The following is a 16654-nucleotide window of genomic DNA, read 5'->3' on the forward strand; positions in this document are numbered from 1 at the left end:
CCTTATACAACCCCTCAAATGGGGAAAGTCGAGATCAGAGATTATGCAAGAAATGGCATTACTTATTTCTCAGTTAGAAAACACTGATAAGTCCTTCGCAACAAATTGACATGCATTAAAATGACGTTTTTTTGAACTGAGGGACAAGCGGACAATGGGCGTGAAAGCGATAGAATTGAGCGAAGGCGAGCGGGAAACGCTGCGGGCGATTATCAAAAAAGGCGTGGATTGGCGGGAGCGTGACCGAGCGGAAACGATCTTGGCCTTGTCGGAGGGGCGGACGGTGGCGGAGGTTGCGGAAACGCAAGGGGTGAAGCCGGAAACGGTGCGGGTGCGGCGGCGGAAATGGCTGAAAAGAGGTTTTGCGAGCTTGCCGGACCGGCAACGCAGCGGGGCGCCCAGCAAACTGACGGACGAACACCGCGTGCAGTTGAGGTGCTGGGTCGAGGCGGAGCCGTTGACGGCGCGCGTCCTACTGACGCGGCTGGAGCGGGAATTTGGCGTGAAGATCGGCGCGACGACGCTGCGCAACGAATTGAAGCGCCTGGGCTATGTCTGGAAGCGCACGCGCTACTGTTTAAAAAAAAGCGTGATGAAGGACGTTTTGAGCAAGCCCAGCGGGATATCGCCGAACTGATGACCCAGGCCCAGGCGGGTGCAATCGAACTGGCTTACGTGGACGAGGCGGGTTTTGCGCCGCAACCGCCGAACCGCTCGGCGTGGACGGCGAAAGGCGAGACGCACGCCGTTGCACCCAAGCGGGCAAAGCGTCTGAACGTGATCGGCGCGTTACTGTCGTCGGGCAGACTGTTTATGACCAAACTGTGGTGGAACGTCAGCGGACTGTACTTTTTTGCCTTCCTGATGGCGCTCGTGGAGCGTGTCAAGAAGCCGTTGGTGGTGATTTTGGATAACGCCTCGATCCATACCGCCAAGTCCTTGCAGCCATATTGGGAACTGCTGGAAGAAAAAGGGTTGCGTTTCTACTTCCTGCCCCCTTATAGCCCGGAGTTGAACCGCATCGAAATGTTATGGCGTAAGATGAAATACGAATGGCTCCCGTTCAAGACGTTCACGCCGGAAGAACTCGAACAGGCAATCGGTGAAATCGGGGCCGGTTTTGGCTCGGAATACATGCTGACTTTCTGATAAGCACTTAAGGAGGCATCTACAGCTTTTGAGTTTGGCTCATTGCGCACGCCGGAGGATATTGGTGAGTCAATAAAGAAAGTAGAGCAGGCAGAACAAGCTGCCAATACAATGGATCAAGCAATCAGAGAGATGGGTCCAAGATTGAAAGAGGCTCTTACTATGCGCAATGTATCACCTGCGGATATTAATTCAGCGATGCGAGGGTTTTATCGAACCGCAGATATAGAGAGAAAAAGTGAATTATATAAAATGAACGCGAAATTCTGGAAAGAAGTTAAGTTACTTCTGCACATTCTTGAAAGGGAATGGGGCGCGTGGGAATACGATGAGGTGGAGGGTGAGGTGCTTTTTGATTCTGACAATGCAATTATAGAATTCAATAACACCATGGAACGAATTGATAATCTTGCAACCAATATCGAGGAATTACAACTTGCGATTTTAAGAAAGCAAGCAGGTGAAGAAAATTAGCGCACCTAACACTGCACTGCACCCGACCTCCTACGTCGGCGGGTGAGTTTGGTCGTTAGACATCTTTATTGAGGTCCCATGCACGTATTTGTAGATACCAATATCCTGCTCAGCTTTTATCACTATTCAAGTGATGAGCTTGACGCTCTCAATGACGTATTTGCCAACCATGAACATGGCTCGGCGACTGTATACGTTACGGAGCAAGTGAAGGACGAATTTGTTCGGAATAGAGATGGAAAGATTAAGGATGCACTGAAGAAGTTTCAGGACTCAAAGATTCACCTGCAGTTCCCTTCTTTTATGAAGGGCTATGAAGAATATGGTCGCTTGCGTGAAATTGCAGCTGAAGCTAAGGAGCTGAACAAAAACATTCTAGACAAGGTCAATGAAGCCATAGAAAGCGAAGAATTACGTGCAGATCAATTAATTACTTCAATTTTTTCTGAGTCTAGCTCCACCAAAGTCACTGCCAAACGTCTAGAGGCTGCAAATATTCGCCTTGCGCGGGGGAATCCACCTGGAAAGAATGGCTCGCTTGGTGATGCAATAAATTGGGAAATCCTTTTGGAGAAAGTGCCTGATAATAACGATATTCATATCATTTCGGCAGATGGTGATTTCTATTCAACGCTCAATGAAGAGAAGCCAAGTGCGTTTATCACGAAGGAGTGGAAGAGAAAGAAAAAGGGGGATGTTTTCGTTTACAGAACTCTTTCCGCTTTCACGAAGGAGCACTTTGATGGAATCGCATTTTCGTATGACAAAGATAAACAAGAGCTTATCGATGAGCTCGAGTTATCCGGTAGTTTCGCTAGAACCCATGAACTGATTGCACGCTTATCCGCATACAGCTATTTTTCGTTAAAAGAAGTTGAAGAAATTCTTGATGCCGCTGAAGGAAATAGCCAATTCGGATGGATCGTTACGGATTACGATGTATCGGATTTCTTGAATAAGCATGCAGTTCCGCGTTTGTCCGATTTGAAAAAGGACGCCCACAAAGAGATCGTAACAAGTGTCATTGAGGAACAAAAGGAGCGTGCAGCCGATGCCTAACAAAGCCATGGAAAGGGACGCACTTTCCGCTACGCGCGTTGCGCTCCACTCCAAATGCGCCCCTCATGGTTGGCGTTAGCTCCCAAAGGAAACTATGAATAAATTTTATATTATTGCCCTCTGTTTTTTGCTGTTTGGCTGTAAAAAATCGGCAGAGCAAATTACGAGTACTACGGTTAGTGTTTACTTAAATGAGAGCAACTGCACGATATATGAAAAAATAGTGGCTGGCTCTTTGGCAAAGCATCAAATCATTATTCTGGAAGCAGCTCCTGTATTCAGCTTATATCAGTCAAGAAAAGCAGATGAAAAGCTACTCCGATTCTTTGTTGAAAAGTATCAAAAACAGGATGGTATCCTTTCCGAAGAGGATAAGAATGAGCTGGCTAATTTACAGTCATCACATATATCTTGGGCCAACATGACCAAAGAAACCCAGGACTTCACCTATAATTTGGTATTTAACGGATGCCAACCAAAGAGCTAACAAGCGCTATCACGCGGAGCAATTTTCCGCTGGCGCTCCAAATTGCCCGGTGTAGCGGGCGATAGGACAGACCGCTTGCGCGGTCTGTCCTATCGGATCAGCTGTTGAGTTCCGCTGCGCTTCACTCGCCCGGCTTGATAGCCGCCGCGCTTCGCGCTCTGCCTATCGAACAAGGTTAGGTCGTGAGAGCGAAGCGAACCACGATCTGAACCGTTTGTTGGACAAGCCCGGTTCCGAATGAGTTGCCCTTTATGAAAATATCTTTTCTGACGCCGGGGGGGTAAAGGCTTGACCCCGACGGGCAAGCCCCAAATTGGGGGATTGGTCGCCGCTGGTGCGGCGGCGAAAGCACAGAAATCCGGGATTTTTCGCTGTTTTGCCCTGGATTCGGGACGAACGCGCCCCTCTGCCGAAATTCGCAGATTGCCCGAACGCCTGTGCTGGGAGAGTAGGTTTACATCACCAAGGCCTCCGTCGACGCGTCGGGTGGATACGGGGGTGAAAGCAATGAGAGGATTCGCGTTCGCACGATCCTCATCTCGCCGCCGCAGGAGGGACACCGGAGCGGTGGTCGTTTTCTGACGATAGCCAAGGCAGGGCTTGGGTTGAGCTTGAAGAGCAGGTGCAGCAATCGGATCAGCCGCTTGCTATTGGGGTGCAGGAAGCCGAAGTTGCGGGCGCGCCGAAAGCCTTTCGGCAGAACGTGCCGAAGGAGCAGCCAGAGAAAATCAGCGCCGGAAAGGGTCCGGATCTCCGGCTTCCGGGTTTTGCCGTTCCGGTAGCGGAAGGTCACCTGGCCCTTTTCGCAGGCGAGGATATCCTTTTCCTGGAGCACGCCGCGATAGAGATAACGGCCGAGATAAACCAGGGCCTTTTCGCCGCTGCCGACATGCTTGCAGTCGATCACCCACTTTTGGGGGTGACACCTTGGCAGCGTGAGTCCGGCTTGGACCAGGGCCGCGAGCAGCTTGGCCCGAAACACCTTGGCGAGCGCCTTGTGGCTGAAGAGATAGGCGCCCCCCTTGCCCTGGTTTTTCCCGGTCTTGGTGCGCCACAGCCGCCGCTTGGCATCGATGGCCGCAGCGGGCATGACCAAGTGCACATGGGGATGATAATCCAGGCGGCGGGAATGGGTATGCAGCACGGCCACCGCACCGGGGGTGCCCTGAAGCTGCTTGTCGTTGAGACTGAACGTGCGCAGCGTCTCCCAGCTGCACTGCATCAGCAAGGCATAGAGGGTACGTTGATGGGCAAAGGCCAACCCCCGAAATTCGGCAGGCAAAGTGAAGGTCAACAGGCAATAGGCGCCCGGAACCTGCTTGCCGAGCTGCCGTTCGAGCCACTGCTGGCTTTCGTGATGCTGACAATGGGGACACAAGCGATGGCCGCAGGAATGGGGCACGAAGCGCTGCTGGTCGCATTCGACGCATTGCGCCTGCATCCTGGGGCTGAGCGCGGTGCGGCAGCGCTTCAGGGCGGCCAGGGCATGGCGATGGCTTGGCAACAGCCGATCCTGATATTGTGCCAAGAACTCGGACTCGAAAATCTCGATGATCGTGGAGAGTCGGATCATTGGACCGCCCTCCCGTCGATGGAAAAGCCATTCATCAGGGTGTTGATGAGGGTGCTAGCGTGCTTCCCGGTCTGGGTGGTGAGATGGGTGTACTTGGCGGTGGTGAGGATCGAATGGTGGCCGAGGATTTTCTGCACCTCCAGTAGATCGACCCCGGCCTCGATCAGATGGGTTGCATAGCTGTGGCGAAGGCTGTGGGGCGTGATCTTTTTTTTAACCCGCACTCGGCCGCCACCTTGCGCAGCGTGAACTGCACACCGCCACGATTCAAAGGCGTGGTGGCCCGATGCGCCCCCTTCAGACCGCCTTGGCGATTGGGAAACAGCAGCACGGGATTGCGGTGGTGGCGCCAGAAGCGGCGCAGCAGCCGCAGTGTCGCCGCAGGCAGGGGCACCAAGCGATCCTGGTTGCCCTTGGCATCGCGGATATGGACGCGCGCCCGCTCGGCGTCGATATCACCCACTGAAAGACGCAGGCCTTCGCCGAGACGCAGGCCGAGGCTGTAGAGGGTGAAAAAGAACACTCGGTAACTGAGGGTCTGGGTACCCAAGAACAGTTTTTGGGCCTCTTCCACGGTGACGATATCCGGCAAACGCTTCGCCTTGGGCGGCTTGATCAGATCGATGGCCACCCAGGGTTTTCGCAGCACATGGGTGTAATAAAACTTGAGGCCATACAGATCGAGCTTGACGGCACTCCAGGAATGGGATTCCAACAGATCGGTGAAATAGTCGGTCAACTGTGCTTCGGAGAGATCGTCGATCCGATGATCGAAATAGGCGCCGATGCGGCGGATGGCGCGGGCATAGGCCTCGATGGTCTTGGGCTGCAGCCCCTTGAGCTTGAGGTGCTTGAGATGGGTATCGTAGTTGCGCTTGAACTGCTCCTGGAAAACTGCTTTCATGGCGTTGTAACCTCATGATTCTAGCTGGAATATCCCCTCGTACACACGAGGGCATGAGGTTACATTTTAGATTTCAATGGACGAAGCCGCTGTTCTCTTTTCTCCGCGAAGCGGCTTCGTCCAACAACCCGAACAACCCGTTCGAGCCACTGCGCTTCTCAGCAAGAGCTTGTATAACAAGCTCTTGCCTGCGATGCTCGAGGCTCAACAGCTGATCCGTTACGTTTCGGGAGAGAGTACGAAGTGAATTTCAAGGAAATCACAAAACTGTTGACAGGATTTAGCACTCCAATATTTGGTGTTTCATGGAATCCGCCAAAGCCGGAATCAGACGTTGCTCAACGACTGATTAATGAATTAGAAGACCGCAGAGTTCTCTACGCTCCAGAGTCAGTGGAGATTCCCAGTCACTGCGTAGATTCAATAATTGAAATAAGGCATATCCTTACTGGTGAACTGCACAACGTAAGTCCAGAATCAAATCTCGCAAGCACCATTAAGGCCATGAGAGCATCATGCAGGAAGTTTCTTGATACCGTACAAAAAGATCAGCGTGTTATAGAGTTTGGTGCTCATCCAGGTCATTTTGCTAATTGGCATTTTAATAGTGCAATTGGTGAGCTTCGCGGAGTCTTTGGAGTTCATTTAGCGCAAGTGGCGGCTCAGTATGGCATCAGCATCGATGAGCCTTTATCAACAATACTGCCCATTGAGGCAGAAGAAACGTAACAAGTAAAGGCACCGGAAAACCAAAAGCTCCGCTTCGCTACACTTTTGTTTTCCGGTGCTTTAAGCGTTAGCTGTACAGGAGAACGCAATTGACGGGCCATGAAATAGTCCTTTCGTATCTTGAGCTCATACTGAGCCCTCAAGTAGTTATTGGTGGTGTCATTGTCGCTTTCTTGGTGATGTTCCGAGTCGCGCTTACAGCCTTGATCGATCGGATCGCGTCAATTAGATGGGGGGCTGCTGAGCTATCTGCGCCGCAACCACCTAGCGATAGGCGTACGGGGGATGGAGAAGCCCCTACTGATGATGTGCTTGGTGAGTCGTCTGACTCAGACCTACCCGAGGGAGTTAATGTTTCAGAAGAAGATGCAAATCGACTTCGCCAAGCGATGCAATCCGAGAGGGCTCGTGCGCATTTGTGGGAATACCGGTTCTTAAACCGCTTTCTAGTGTTGAATACCCAGCGGGTGCTGGATTGGCTGGCAGGTTTGCCGGATCCACCGACGTTTACGATGTATGATGCTTGGTGGCAGCAAGTGATACCCAGTGCGGAGCAGCGACGTACAATAGTTCAAGTCCTTGAGGAGCATAACCTGATTGTGATGAGAGGCGACCTCATTGAAATTACTCCGAAAGGTAGAGAATACATCGAGTGGAGAGGGCCGCTTCCCGGCTCCCCGGTTCAGGGAGCACGAAATGGCAACAGCTAACATAGCGGTCAACCGGACGCTCGTAACCTCGCGCCGGTTACCGTAGCGTTATGAGCATCAAACCCCACGGCGCCCATTCACGGTGGGCTTCCAGTTGACTGAATTGGCAGACTGAACCATAAAAACAGGCTCGGCCACATCGCGCCACGCATCAAGCGAGAAAAGCAAAGAAACGGGGTCGGACACGATTTTCCCGGAGCGCAAAAGTATAAATTCTACTCTGACCCCAAATATTCGAAGAAAAGGATCTGGACGACGACCAAGCCGCCAAGCTCATCCGCCGCCTGGAAATGCCGGACAGCCAATGGCTCATGATCGAACGCCACCGGCTCTGGCAACTGACCCACGAACTGGGCGAAATCGCCAAAAGTGCGCAATACGCGATGGAGAGGGTTCAGGAGTTGGAGGAGGAAACCGGCGTGCGGCTTTGGTCGCGGTAGGGCTTGAATGACGGCTGGGCGCAGGGATGCGCCTTGATGGGAATGGATGAAGCCCTGCTGCATCTGGTGGCAGCGAATGCTATGCTGAAAAGGTAGCAGGTGAAGGGATAAGCAAGGTCACTATACCCCCCGGATGGAGATGGAATGAACCCCGGGGGGGTTGTGCTTCACAGTCTTCTGTCCAAGTTGACAGGCTAAAGTGGGGTAATGTAGAAAATGAATTCTGGAAAATCTAGGTGTTAATAGTTACATAGACAGAATCTGTCTATTGCCCTAATTGGAGATTTCTGTCTATTGAACTCTTAGACCAATAAGATGGGGTTTTAGGATGTCTTTATCAGAGATATTTAACAAGAGCCGAATATCCTCGAGATTGCTTGAGGAAGAGCTTTACGCGGAAACTCTTCGAGAATTGGAACAAGGTATACGAAGAGACGGTTTGTGGGCAAAAGCACTCGCTAAGAGCAGTGCCAATAAGGAAAAGGCGGAAGCTCTAATATTTGGGGTCAGAGTAACATTTATCTGTTATCATTGCCTTGTTGACACGTAAATTTGGTGACGCAATGGCAAGATTAACCCGGGTTGCCCCTGTCGGCGTGCCTCAACATATCCTACAGCGAGGAAATAACCGGCAGGTCTGCTTTGCCAGTGAAGAAGACATGAAAGCGTATCTCAACTGGCTCAAAGAGTTGTCCCTGAAGCATCAGGTCGATGTGCATGCCTGGGTCTTGATGACCAATCATGTGCATCTGCTGTGTAATATTTGGGGTCAGAGTAACATTTATCTGTTATCATTGCCTTGTTGACACGTAAATTTGGTGACGCAATGGCAAGATTAACCCGGGTTGCCCCTGTCGGCGTGCCTCAACATATCCTACAGCGAGGAAATAACCGGCAGGTCTGCTTTGCCAGTGAAGAAGACATGAAAGCGTATCTCAACTGGCTCAAAGAGTTGTCCCTGAAGCATCAGGTCGATGTGCATGCCTGGGTCTTGATGACCAATCATGTGCATCTGCTGTGTACCCCTTGGAAAGAAAATGCCATCAGCCGTATGATGCAATCCATCGGACGCCTGTATGTTCGCTACTATAATCATACCTACCAGCGCAGTGGCACGTTGTGGGAAGGTCGTTTCAAATCCTGTTTGGCTCAAAGTGAGCGGTATCTGCTTGAACTCTATCGCTATATCGAATTAAATCCGGTCAGAGCGGGTATGGTTGATGATCCCGGTGACTATAGCTGGTCGAGCTATGCGGTCAATGCATTGGGCGTGGAAAGTGAATTACAGACGCCGCATCCAGAATATCTGGCTTTAGGGAAAACGAAAGATGAGCGGTTGAGCAACTACCGCGCTTTGTTTAAAGCGCATGTCGGAACAGACTTATTAAAGGAAATCAGGGAGAATATTAATAAAGGACTGGCGCTGGGAAACGAGCGGTTCACATCACAAATAGAAGCATTAACCAAGCAACGCGTCACGCCAAGAAAGCCGGGAAGGCCACGAAATCGTAATATTGAAGCATAAATGTCACTCTGACCCCGAATATTCCGAATATTCAATTATGAGTACTGCTAAAGAAGAGATAAAAGCGCTTCTGGATAAACTCCCTGACGATTGTTCATTGGAGGATGTCCAGTATCACTTATATGTTGTGGAGAAGATCCACAAGGGAATCGAGCGCGCCGAAAAGGAAGGGACGCTTAGCCAGGACGAGGTCGAAAGGAAACTAGGTAGATGGACCTCGAAGTAAAGTGGTCGCCGGAGGCGATCGAGGATCTCGAAGCCATCGCCGAATATATCGCACGGGATTCTGAGTATTACGCTCGGGCGGTTGTCACCGAAATATTGTCGGTTTCACGGAGCACCGGCGAGTTTCCGTTGATAGGCCGCATCGTACCAGAGATCGGGGATGAGCATATTCGAGAGCGATTCATTTACAGCTATCGATTAGTGTATCGGGTCGAATCCGTGAGAATTCTGATTGTGGCAGTGATACATGGGAAACGATTGCTTGAGAATATCGCGGAACGGATCGGAGGCAGCACATAACGCCGTCCATCAGCCGATGCCAAAAAGCGGCTGATGGACGGCGTTGGGCAAAGGAGGTGTAATGAGGCATGTCCTGTCCCGGGTCGAATTTGCCCGCCAGGATTTCCATCGCCAATGGTTCCTCGATGAGGTGCTGGATTGCCCGGCTTAATAATAATGGAGGACAGGCCCTGGGGTATCCCCAGATAATCTACTTACGTTGAGCAATTCCGGGAGAGTCGCCGATTGCTGGATGAGGGGGAACTGCCGTAATCCGGCGTTGCGGATGCCAGCCGGGTTTAGGGCTCGATAAAGGCGCTGCGGTGATATTCCGCGGCGGCCCGAACCTCCCGGAGGCCGCACTCCTCGACTTGGGCCGGCGGGCCGCCCGTCAGCACTTCGAGCACCGTGCTTACGCCGCCGGAGAGCGATTCTAGATTGTATCCGCCCTCCAGCACGAATACCAGACGCCCGTCGCAATGGCGGTCGGCCAGTTCCTGAAGCACGCCGGTCATGGCGCTGAAACCTTCATAACCGAGATTCAGGGACAGGTCCAGGCGATGGGCGTCGAATCCGGCGGAGACCACGATCAAGTTCGGCTGAAACCAATCCGCTGCGGGCACCAGGATGTCCCAATAGGCCCGCAGCATAGCCACGTCCCCGGTGCCCGGGGGCAGGGGCACATTGACCGTCTTTCCTTCGCCCAGTCCGCCGCCCACCTCGTCCAGCGCTCCCGTGCCCGGGTAGAAGGGGGCGGCGCGATGGGTATCGAAAAACAGCACGTTTTCGTCGGCCCAGAAGATCTCCTGGGTGCCGTTGCCGTGGTGGGTGTCCCAGTCCACGATGAGTATTCGCTCCATGCCGAGCTCGGCTTGAGCGTGCGCGGCGGCGACTGCCGCATTGTTGAACAGGCAGAAGCCGCGCGCTCGTACCGGCTCCGCGTGATGACCCGGAGGGCGGACCAGGGCGAAGGCACTGGAGGTCCGGCCCTCGACCACGGCCTCCACGGCGGCGATGGCGGTGCCGGCCGCGACTTCCGCCGCCTCCACGCTGTTAGGGGAGACCGAGGTGGTGTCTATGTCCAGCCAGGCGTTCTTGCCGCGCAAATTGCGGATCGATTTGAGATAGGAGGAGGTATGGACGCGGCCGAGCTGTTCGAGCGTCGCCGAAGTTCCCTGTTCGAAGCGCACGCCGGGAATCGGGTCGCGCTGCAGTCGTTCCATGATCGAGGTGATCCGTCCCGGATGTTCCGGGTAACTCCACTTAATGCTCAGCCCGGCGATCATTTGTTGGACCTTGCGCTCCAATCGGCTCGATAGGAACGTTTCTCGGATATCCGGAGAATGGCCGAGCATGCGGTCGTCATGGAAGACGAGGACTTCCCGGTCGCCGATCGTCATGGAATCGCCTCGCCATCGGTCGTCCCCGGGGGTGGGTTCGGCGGCGCTGTCAGAGGCACTCGGCCCGCCGCCCAGCTGGCCAGGGCCATGGCCTTGGCCGCCTCCAATTCTTCCGGGGGGACCGGTAAGCCTCTAGGTTCCTCCACGGGGTCGTCGTGGAAGATGTATAGGCGCGAGGCTAATTGGGCGAACGGCAGAGAGGCTTCACCGAAGCGCTCGCCATGGCCGTGGGTGGACACCACCACACCGTTGCCCCAGTCCTGGCCACTGTCGTTGTTGGGATTGAAGAAATACACCCGCATCACGCCTTCTTGGTCCAGCGCCACCCGGATCAGGGTGATGGCGTGCCAACCGACGAACCTGGCGGCACTGTCAGTGACCGCGATGCCGGCCGGTTGCGGATGAATGACGGGTTGATTGCCGTTATAGAATGGATGATAGCTGTGATAGAAGTGCGCCAGGTAGACGTCGTAGTTTTTCAGAGTGCCGGTGGTCACGTCCACGGCGATCAAAAACTCACGCCCGACCCACCAACCATGGAACTCGGGATTGATCCAGCGGTGCGGATCCTGGTCGCGCGTCCTACACAGCCGTCCCATTTCGTTATAGATCCGATCCAGATGGGGCACTAACACTACGGACAGCGGATCGGTGTCGAGGGGGAGGTTTCGAGCCAGGCCCGCCGGCAGTTCGGCGGAGGCGATGGGGCGGCCCTCGAAATGCATCAGGATGCTGTCGAAACGAGCGGCCTGGGCGATCAGGTGCAACAGATAGTCGGGATCGTTGTAGGACCACATGGAGAGCGCCCGCGCCGACTGGCAGGTAGGGTTGTTGCCCTGACCGATGCCCAGGGGCTGGCCCAACAGCGAGATCACGCCCGCTAACAGGCGTCCCCGGGAAGGCAACGCATCGCCGAAGACGGCGGTGAGATTCGCTTCATTCCGAGCCGACAGGCGCAGACCGATCTGGCGCCACAATCCCGGAGCGATAGGCGGGGCGTAAAGGATGCCGCGCTCCAGCAGCATGGCCAGGCCGTAAATGGTCTGGGCGGTCTGCGGGTATACCGCCTCTTCGATCAATCGGTGGACCAAGTTCTGGTAGCTGCGCAAGACATCCAGGCCGGTACTGCTCAAGCCCAGGGCACCCGCAATCAATGATGCCTGGTCATTCGCCAGCAGCCAGCGCAGGAACGTGGCGTGATAGTCCGATACCAGGCCGGTATCGTGCATGGCCCGGGCGAAGCCATAGGCCTCCTGTTGAAGGGTGGAGAAATCCATGGTTTCCAGGCGTGCTCGGTAGGCTTCCACGCCGGGGTCGTCCAGGCAGCCTTGGGTGGGGCCGAAGAGGGCGCTGATCAGCCGGGCGTCGCCGATGTCGCCCACTCCCTGGCTCAGGGTGACGGCGATTTGGGTCACCATGGCCTTGACATGGTCCACCTGAATCGGGCGCTGGGTCAGGATGCGCCAAATTTCCTCCATCAGATTGCCTAAAATGTCCTCGAAGCCGATCTGGGCCAGCAAATAGCGGAACAACGCCTCCACCGGCTCGCCCAGAGACCCCAGGCGCACCCGCAGGGTTTCTTCGGGGACTCCGAACAGACGACTCAAATTGAGCGCCAGCACCTGAATCAGGAAGTGCCGAGCCGATTCCGCCGATATCCCCGGGTGAGTGCAGGCGCCGTTGGCTACCGCCAACAGACGCAGGTGGCTCATGCAGTCGAGCACCACCGTGGCTTTGGCGCCATGCTCCAGCGTGTTGCGCACCAGGCTCGGCAACAGCGCGCTCGGATCGTCCCAATCGGTGCCTGTGAATAGGCCGGCGATGTCCATCCGGGGAGCCAGTTGGTAGAGCCGCTCCAATCCGCCGGGTTGGCCCATCATGCGTCCGGCTAGTTCCAACACGGCGTGCTGGTGGCGGGGCTTGGCGAAGGGCCGGGCCGCCTCCAGGCTGCTCAAAGCGTGTTCCAACTTTTCGTCCAGCAGCCGTCGTTGTGCTTCAACGGACGCCGGTTCCTCGGGGGAGGTCATGGCTTACCTCGTCAGATGTAAAAGTCCAGCTTTTCCTGAGCTTTGAGCAAGTCCCGCATACGATAGGGGTTTTCGCCGAAGAAGTGCAATAGTCCCCAGTGGGTGCCGAAGGCGGTGCGCTTGGGTACTTTATTTTCCATGGGCGAGGAGAGCTCATGGAATTCGAAATAGGGGTCGTTCTCCGTCTCCTCGGGGATGCGCAACTGGCTGACCACGCGCCGGCGCGGATAGACGCCGAAGCAGCCGGCATGGCCCTTGGCGTCCACCACGGGGCGCGGAAAGAAGGCCTCGATCTCCGCCTGGGTGGTTTTGGGATCGAACATCAGGACCAGGGCTTGGTAGGCATTGAAGCCGTAGGCGCGCTCAATCAGCTCGAAAGCTTGGAACCCCGGCGGACGGTAGGCCACTTCGCCGAAGTACATATTGCCGTCATTGGTGACGAAGTATTCCGGATGGATGAAACCGAAATCGATGTCGAAGGTTTCGATGAGTTTTTCGATCTCCTCGGTGACCCGGGGACGCCATTTCTCCAGGTCCGGGGTGGCGGGAACGAATACCGAATAGCCCAGGGTGACATATTCGGAAATATTGAGAAATTGAATCTTGCGGTGCTTGATGAAGGCTTCCACGGCGAATTCCCAACCGTCCAGATGACTTTCCAGGAGGGCGGGAAATTCCTCCTCGGGAATATTGTCCACTTCGTCCGGGGTGCGAATCACTCGATGCCCCAGGCATCCGGCCTTGTCGAAAGCCTTGAAATGGATGGGATCGTTGGGGTCGCCGTCCAATTTCAAGAGGGCTTGATTGACTCGCTTGAGAAAGCGGATCACGTCGCTTTTGTCGCGGGCCTCTTCGAAGATGCCCACGCGGATGCCGCCGAGCTGGGCGCGGCGTTTCATCAGCGCCTTGTCGCGGAATAGCATGGCCTGGGCGATGAGGCGCGGATTCTCGAGGAGAACCGAGTTGATGGCACCCGCCCATTCCACCGTCTCTTCGAAGAGGGGGATGGCCACGTCCACGCCTTCCGACTTGAGGCGCTCGGCAATCTCCATGGAACGCTCGTTCAGGCGTTCGAAATCCCAGGTGATGAAGGGGATGTCATGCTGCCTGGCGTATTCCTCGGCCCATTTGGGGGCGACGATGACATAGCGTCGGTCGAAGCGGTCGATGGCATCGATGGCGTTGAGACTCCAGCCGAGGACGGCTACGTAACCCTTGTCGGGGTTCTTTTCAGTCATGTCGGACTCCTCCATTTAACGGGGGCGGAATGCCGGTTGTGCCGGAGCGTGGCAGGTTAAGCATCTTCTGCCATACCCTCGTAGGAACCTTCCTCTTGGGGCTCTCGTCCGGTGAGCGGGGGGGTGAAAACACAGATCAGGCGCATGTTTCGGCTTCCGCCGCGTAGAATATGGCGCTCGTGGTGGTTCACCGCATACAAGACGCCTTCGCGGATCGGGTGGACCTCGCCGGTTTCCAAGTCCTCAATGCTGCCGTTTCCGGACACGCAGTAGACCGCCTCTAAGCGATGCTTATACCATAGATGCAGCCCAGCACCGACCTGGATGATAATCTCATGCATGGAAAAGCCCATGCCGTCCTAGTTTAAGAGGAGATGCCGGATTTCCCGGCCCGGCCTTGCGATAGCCCTTTCGGTGCCGATGAGGGTATTCAAATGGATCACTTTCATGGGTATCTTCCAGGAACCTTCGTGAAGGTCGGCTCCCCTGCATGGGGCCAATGGCCGGAAATCCTAGACGGTCGGCATCGAGCACATTGCTAGAGCCTAAGATGATTCCCTTGACTACAAATATTAAACATCAGTCAAAGACCAGTGATCTCATCCATTTCCTCGACTGAAGGTCTGTATCCTGTTCCCTTCTCGTGCGTATGCAAAGAATCCGCTATTTGCCGCATTAAGTCACTGTTCTGCAATATAAATAGCGTTTCTTGTTCGCGCTCCCAGTCATCGGCGCTCACCACGACAAAATCATTACCGCCCCGGCGTGTAACCTTTAGCGGTTCATGCTTGCTAACCACCTGTTCAACAAGCTTTTTCAGATTGTCTCTGAACTTATTGACACTTACTATATCCATAGGCGTTGCTATTAGTTGTACGGTAATTCCGTACAATATATGCAATAAGATCCAACAAAACAAGCGTGAGCGCGTTAAGTCTTTTGCAGCCGAGCTTATCAAAGGATTCCGGGCGCAGCGGGGCGGCCATTATTTCTCCGGAGGACCGTCGATACGGGGAGCAATGCCTGTTTTCCTCCGGAATCCCTCTTCGCGAATCGCCACCGTGCAGCGGATCCAGGTACACCGGGTGCCGTCGGCGAGATAATAGCCATATTCAAATTCCGGATTGCTGCGTCCCCGCATTGCCAGTTCGTCACGCACCTTGGCTTCCAGCGCCGGCGGAAACTCGAATCGCAATTCGAGATCGGTCGCGCCCGGATGCTTGAAATCCACTGTCAATCGGCGAGTCCATACTCTATATTCAGGGAATAGGTGCACGCAGGCCATGGCGGCGACGGGGTCCGCCAGCGAGGCTTGATTGCCGCCGAACATGTGGTTCCCCATGTTTCTCGATTTCCAGTTGAGCGGCAGCAGGAAACGCGCGCGGCGGAAGTCGTCGTCCAGTTCGAGCACCTTGACGCCCATCAGCCAAAGCGGCGGAAAGAGTTCCAGTCGACGAGCAGGCGATAAAAATCTGAAGTACCGCCGCATGAAACAAAGTGCATTGAATTTTTTCTTCCCAAGCATGCAAATTTGACCCATCATTTCAGGAATTCACCTCATGTTTACCGATCTGCCCAAAAAACACCGCGTCCCCTTCGACCGGACATTTCGCATCGCCGATGTGCAAACGACGCCACCGGAAGATAACAAACTCGACAGCGCTCGGCTCAAAAAGCGTCTGAAAAAGGAGGCAAAGCGCCTGTATGATCTGCAGCGGGTTCTGTATGCGAATGACAAGCACGCCCTGCTTATCGTTTTCCAGGCCATGGACGCCGCCGGCAAAGACAGCACCATCCGGCACGTCATGCGCCGGGTCAATCCGGCGGGCTGTCAGGTGTATTCATTCAAACGACCCTCCGACGAAGAGCTCGACCACGATTTTCTCTGGCGCACCAGCCAAAGGTTGCCCGAGCGTGGCCGCATCGGCATCTTCAACCGCAGTTACTACGAAGAGGTACTGGTGGTGCGGGTGCACGACGGGATTCTCGAGGCGCAGAAACTGCCCGCGGACGTCGATCGCGACACGATTTGGGAGGATCGCTACGAATCCATCCGTTGCCACGAGGCGCATCTGGCGCGCAACGGGGTGGTGATTCTCAAATTCTGGCTGAACGTCTCGCCGGAGGAGCAGAAGCGCCGCTTCTATGCGCGTCTCGACCGTCCGGAGAAAAACTGGAAGTTCTCCCCCAGCGACGTCGCCGAACGCCGACATTGGGATCAATATATGGCCGCCTACGAGCAAGCCCTGAACGCCACTTCACGCCCCTGGGCCCCCTGGTACGCGATCCCCGCGGACGACAAGCCTTACATGCGGGCCACCGTTGCGCGCATCATCAGGCGTACGCTCGATCGGATGGAGCTGGGATATCCGACCGTTTCGGATGCCGATCTTGTGAGATTCGAGGAAAGCCGCCGGCTGCTGGATCAAGAATAA

The 16654-nt window shown here is 54.8% G+C and carries 18 protein-coding genes and 1 pseudogene; 11 read left to right on the forward strand and 8 right to left on the reverse strand.

Going from position 1 to position 16654, the window contains the following annotated elements:
• The first annotated feature begins 154 nt into the window (after positions 1–154).
• From H035_RS17835 to H035_RS0102305, 5 genes are all read left to right on the forward strand, one after another.
• Entirely contained in the window at positions 155–637 is a 483-nt protein-coding gene (locus H035_RS17835) for a helix-turn-helix domain-containing protein (RefSeq protein ID WP_051149723.1), read from the forward strand.
• Complete coding sequence (locus H035_RS0102290; RefSeq protein WP_051149724.1) at positions 637–1149, forward strand: IS630 family transposase; 513 nt, start codon at positions 637–639, stop codon at positions 1147–1149. The genes H035_RS17835 and H035_RS0102290 overlap by 1 nt, the downstream gene beginning before the upstream one ends.
• 42 nt (positions 1150–1191) lie before the next feature.
• Complete coding sequence (locus H035_RS0102295) at positions 1192–1623, forward strand: hypothetical protein (protein ID WP_022947393.1); 432 nt, start codon at positions 1192–1194, stop codon at positions 1621–1623.
• Between the two features lie 78 nt (positions 1624–1701).
• A complete protein-coding gene (locus H035_RS0102300; protein ID WP_022947394.1) occupies positions 1702–2682 on the forward strand; it encodes a PIN domain-containing protein in 981 nt (326 codons plus the stop codon).
• Between the two features lie 94 nt (positions 2683–2776).
• A complete protein-coding gene (locus tag H035_RS0102305; protein WP_022947395.1) occupies positions 2777–3169 on the forward strand; it encodes a hypothetical protein in 393 nt (130 codons plus the stop codon).
• 454 nt (positions 3170–3623) lie between these two features.
• Here the strand turns inward: H035_RS0102305 and H035_RS0102310 are convergent, their stop codons facing one another.
• Together H035_RS0102310 and H035_RS0102320 are read right to left on the reverse strand one after the other, a co-directional pair.
• Positions 3624–4742, reverse strand: coding sequence for an IS91 family transposase (locus H035_RS0102310; protein WP_022947396.1), 1119 nt, complete (start codon positions 4740–4742; stop codon positions 3624–3626).
• Positions 4739–5646: pseudogene (locus tag H035_RS0102320) on the reverse strand (tyrosine-type recombinase/integrase). Before H035_RS0102320 ends, H035_RS0102310 begins: the two are co-directional and overlap by 4 nt.
• A 243-nt stretch (positions 5647–5889) precedes the next feature.
• On the opposite strand from H035_RS0102320, the gene H035_RS21710 reads away from it, so the two are divergent.
• The 5 genes from H035_RS21710 (at position 5890) to H035_RS0102360 (ending at position 9575) form a co-directional block, all read left to right on the forward strand.
• Positions 5890–6375, forward strand: a complete 486-nt coding sequence (locus H035_RS21710; RefSeq protein WP_152485949.1) for a DUF6650 family protein — start codon at positions 5890–5892, stop codon at positions 6373–6375.
• A gap of 1000 nt (positions 6376–7375) precedes the next feature.
• The gene (locus H035_RS21930; protein ID WP_161623992.1) at positions 7376–7525 is read left to right on the forward strand and encodes a hypothetical protein; all 150 of its coding nucleotides are present in this window, start codon (positions 7376–7378) and stop codon (positions 7523–7525) included.
• A gap of 563 nt (positions 7526–8088) precedes the next feature.
• The gene (locus H035_RS17845; RefSeq protein WP_051149725.1) at positions 8089–8331 is read left to right on the forward strand and encodes a transposase; all 243 of its coding nucleotides are present in this window, start codon (positions 8089–8091) and stop codon (positions 8329–8331) included.
• Positions 8332–8351: 20 nt separating this feature from the next.
• On the forward strand, positions 8352–9050 hold the full coding sequence (locus H035_RS0102350) for a transposase (protein WP_022947402.1): 699 nt from the start codon (positions 8352–8354) through the stop codon (positions 9048–9050).
• Between the two features lie 210 nt (positions 9051–9260).
• Positions 9261–9575, forward strand: coding sequence for a type II toxin-antitoxin system RelE/ParE family toxin (locus H035_RS0102360; protein WP_022947404.1), 315 nt, complete (start codon positions 9261–9263; stop codon positions 9573–9575).
• Positions 9576–9853: 278 nt separating this feature from the next.
• Here H035_RS0102360 and H035_RS0102370 read toward each other — a convergent pair whose 3' ends face one another.
• The 6 genes from H035_RS0102370 to H035_RS0102395 all read right to left on the reverse strand — a co-directional run bounded on the left by H035_RS0102370 (position 9854) and on the right by H035_RS0102395 (position 15708).
• Positions 9854–10954: a histone deacetylase family protein gene (locus H035_RS0102370; RefSeq protein WP_022947406.1), complete on the reverse strand. Its 1101-nt coding sequence runs from the start codon at positions 10952–10954 to the stop codon at positions 9854–9856.
• Positions 10951–12981 (reverse strand): hypothetical protein, encoded by a 2031-nt coding sequence (locus tag H035_RS0102375; RefSeq protein ID WP_022947407.1) that lies wholly within the window; start codon positions 12979–12981, stop codon positions 10951–10953. The genes H035_RS0102370 and H035_RS0102375 overlap by 4 nt, the downstream gene beginning before the upstream one ends.
• A gap of 11 nt (positions 12982–12992) precedes the next feature.
• Positions 12993–14219, reverse strand: a complete 1227-nt coding sequence (locus H035_RS0102380; RefSeq protein WP_022947408.1) for an ATP-grasp domain-containing protein — start codon at positions 14217–14219, stop codon at positions 12993–12995.
• Between the two features lie 56 nt (positions 14220–14275).
• Positions 14276–14572, reverse strand: a complete 297-nt coding sequence (locus tag H035_RS17850; protein ID WP_268741923.1) for an ectoine synthase — start codon at positions 14570–14572, stop codon at positions 14276–14278.
• A gap of 230 nt (positions 14573–14802) precedes the next feature.
• Complete coding sequence (locus tag H035_RS0102390; protein WP_022947409.1) at positions 14803–15075, reverse strand: type II toxin-antitoxin system Phd/YefM family antitoxin; 273 nt, start codon at positions 15073–15075, stop codon at positions 14803–14805.
• Between the two features lie 129 nt (positions 15076–15204).
• Positions 15205–15708, reverse strand: coding sequence for a PaaI family thioesterase (locus H035_RS0102395; RefSeq protein ID WP_026596181.1), 504 nt, complete (start codon positions 15706–15708; stop codon positions 15205–15207).
• 70 nt (positions 15709–15778) lie between these two features.
• Between H035_RS0102395 and H035_RS0102400 the strand changes: the two genes are divergently transcribed.
• Complete coding sequence (locus tag H035_RS0102400) at positions 15779–16654, forward strand: PPK2 family polyphosphate kinase (RefSeq protein ID WP_022947411.1); 876 nt, start codon at positions 15779–15781, stop codon at positions 16652–16654.

The organism is Methylohalobius crimeensis 10Ki (assembly GCF_000421465.1).
Lineage (GTDB): Bacteria > Pseudomonadota > Gammaproteobacteria > Methylococcales > Methylothermaceae > Methylohalobius > Methylohalobius crimeensis.